This is a genomic window from Carboxydocella sp. JDF658 (assembly GCF_002049395.1).
Taxonomy (GTDB): Bacteria; Bacillota.
Map to the genome: position 1 here is coordinate 1 of NZ_BDLR01000042.1, position 3,128 is coordinate 3,128.

At 55.3% G+C, this 3,128-nt stretch carries 2 protein-coding genes and 1 other annotated feature; both genes read right to left on the bottom strand.

Annotated elements, in window-relative coordinates:
- Nucleotides 1–297, bottom strand: a 297-nt coding sequence (locus JDF658_RS07960; RefSeq protein ID WP_143311975.1) for an MFS transporter, incomplete at its 3' end; no start/stop codon positions are given.
- A 91-nt stretch (nucleotides 298–388) separates the two neighbouring features.
- Nucleotides 389–2,866 (bottom strand): leucine--tRNA ligase, encoded by a 2,478-nt coding sequence (leuS, locus tag JDF658_RS07965; RefSeq protein ID WP_079907108.1) that lies wholly within the window; start codon nucleotides 2,864–2,866, stop codon nucleotides 389–391.
- Between the two features lie 48 nt (nucleotides 2,867–2,914).
- Nucleotides 2,915–3,128 (bottom strand) — a binding site (T-box leader). This feature is flagged as partial in the annotation.

Genomic DNA, 3,128 nt, shown 5'->3' on the forward strand with positions numbered 1-3,128 from the left:
GGTATAAGCCCGGGCGACCAGGAAGAGTCCGGTGCCAGCCAGGCCAAGGATAAGCAAAGTCCGCCGCCCCCGCCGGTCCCCCAGCCGGCCGGCCAGGGGCATCATCACGGCTGTAACCGCAGCTGACAGTCCAATCACCTGTCCGGCAAAGGCCGTAGTATATCCGTATTTTAATAATAGCAGATTATAGAGAACTTCAAACATCCCGCGGCCCATTTGTCCAAAAAACTGGGCCAGCAGCAAAAAACGCAGGGTCGCTGACGCTTGCTGCCAGTTAAGTCGCAATCCTTGCCACAACTCAAATCCCCTCCACCCTCTATACTTCTCCCTCGGCCGATTTTTTCCTGCAAAAAAGAGGAGACTGTCCCGCCAGACAGTCCCGCTCTGGTTATTTTATCACGATATTCACCAGTTTATTGGGTACCGGAATGACTTTGACCACCGTCTTGCCTTCCAGCCAGCTTTTAACTTTGGGCAGGGCCAGTACCGCCTCCTGCTGTTCCTGGACACTGAGGCCAGCGGGCACATTCACCCGATCCCGCACCTTGCCATTGATTTGCACCACCAGGGTAATTTCCTCAGCCACCAGGGCCTGCTCATCCACCCGGGGCCAGCTCTGGCGATGGACACTGTCAGTGTGGCCGAGAGCCTGCCACAATTCCTCAGTAATATGCGGGGCAAAGGGAGCCAGCATGATGACCAGCAACTCCAGCGCCTCCTTGACTACCGCCAGATTGGGCTCAGTTACCTTGTCCTTGTAGCTATAGAGGCCATTGACCAGTTCCATGATGGCACTGATGGCGGTGTTGAAATTGAAGCGCTGGGAGATATCATCGGTAACCTTTTTCAGGGTGGCATGCAGCTGCCGCCGCAACTCCTTGTCCTCAGCTCTCAGTTCCCCACCCTGGTAGGCGCTGACTCCGGCCAGATCCTGATGGTAATGGTGAACCAGGCGCCAGACCCGGTTCAGGAAACGGTAAGCCCCTTCTACCCCCTGGTCACTCCACTCCAGATCCCGTTCCGGGGGAGCAGCAAAAAGAATGAAGAGCCGGGCGGTATCAGCCCCGTATTTGGCCATAATCTCTTCCGGACTGACCACATTGCCCCTGGACTTGGACATCTTGGCCCCATCCTTCAGCACCATGCCCTGAGTGAGCAAATTGGTAAAGGGCTCATCCACACTGACCAAACCCAGATCATACAAAACCTTGGTGAAGAAACGGCTATAGAGCAAATGCAAAATAGCATGTTCTACCCCGCCGATATACTGGTCCACCGGCATCCAGAAGTCTACCAGCTCTTTGGCGAAGGGCACATCTGTAGCCCGTGGGGTAGTGTAGCGCAGGAAATACCAGGATGAGCAGATAAAAGTATCCATGGTATCGGTTTCCCGCCGGGCGGCTCCGCCGCACTGCGGACAGGTGGTGTGGACAAATTCCTCGCATTCCGCCAGAGGTGACTGACCCCCGGGCTTGAAATCCACATTTTCCGGCAACAGCACCGGCAGCTGTTCTTCCGGTACCGGCACAATCCCGCAACTATCGCAGTAGACAATGGGAATAGGCGCACCCCAGTAACGCTGGCGGGAAATCAGCCAGTCCCGCAAGCGGTAATTAACCCGCTTGCGCCCCAGTCCTCTGGCCTCAATGGTTTCGGCGATTCTATCCCAGGCTTCTTCATTGGGCAGGCCATTGAATTCCCCGGAGTTGACCAGCTTGCCTTCCCCGGCATAGGCCGCGGTCATGCTGGCACCATCCAGTTCTTCCCCTTCCGGCTGGATTACCACAACCACCGGCAGCTTGTATTTGCGGGCAAATTCAAAGTCCCGCTGATCATGGGCTGGAACCCCCATTACCGCCCCGGTACCATAATCCAGTAAGACGTAATTGGCAATCAGGATGGGTACTTCCTTGCCTGTCAGGGGATTGACGGCATAGGCCCCGGTGAAAACCCCTTCCTTTTCCGCTTCCGTGGATGTGCGGGCGATTTCGCTCAGGGTTTTCATTCTTTCCCGGAAAGCCATAACCTCAGCTTCCTGGGGCTGGCCTTTTACCAGTTCCGGCACCAGGGGATGTTCGGGGGCCAGCACCATATAGGTTACCCCGAAAATGGTATCCGGTCGGGTAGTATAGACGGTAATGGTTTCCTCCCGCCCCTTGATGCCAAAGGTGATTTCCACCCCTTCACTGCGGCCGATCCAGTTTTCCTGCATAATCTTGACCTTTTCCGGCCAGCCGGTCAGTTTTTCCAGGTCATTCAGCAAACGTTCCGCATAATCGGTAATGCGCAAGAACCACTGTTCCAGGTCCTTTTTGGTAACCTGGGAATCACAGCGTTCACAGTGCCCATCCACCACCTGCTCATTGGCCAGCACGGTGGCACAGGAAGGACACCAGTTAACCGCCGATTTTTTCTTATAAGCCAGACCTTTTTTGAAGAATTGCAGGAACAGCCACTGGGTCCAGCGATAATAGCCGGGATGACAGGTAGCTACCTCCCGGTCCCAGTCATAACTGATCCCCATGCCCTTTAATTGCCGCCGCATATTGTCAATATTGGACCAGGTCCAGGTCGCCGGATGAATCCCATGCTTAATTGCCGCATTTTCTGCCGGCAAGCCAAAAGCATCCCAGCCCATGGGATGCAGTACCTGGTAACCCTGCATGGTTTTAAAGCGGGCCACCACATCCCCGATGGAATAATTGCGCACATGCCCCATATGCAAATTGCCGGAGGGATAAGGGAACATCTCAAGACAATAATACTTGGGCTTGTCCTGACTTTCTTCTACCCGGTAGAGCTTTTCCTCCGCCCAGCGGGCCTGCCACTTCGGTTCGATCTCAGCAAAATTATAGCGCTGCTCCATCCAGTCCACTCCTCCTTATTTTTGCCAAATAGAAAAGCCTTTCCTCCCCCTTGGGACGAAAGGCCTTGCTTCCGCGGTACCACCCAAATTGACCGGACTCAAAAAGCCCGATCCCCTTGCTGCCGGTAACGGCGGCGGCCGGGAAAGACTACTGCCAGCGGGTTCGCCTTTCCAGCTCCGGGGCCAGTTCCCCTATGGCGGTTACCGCTTTCCACCAGCCAGCGGCTCTCTGTCAACCGGCTAATAAGGTACTCTTCCCCTT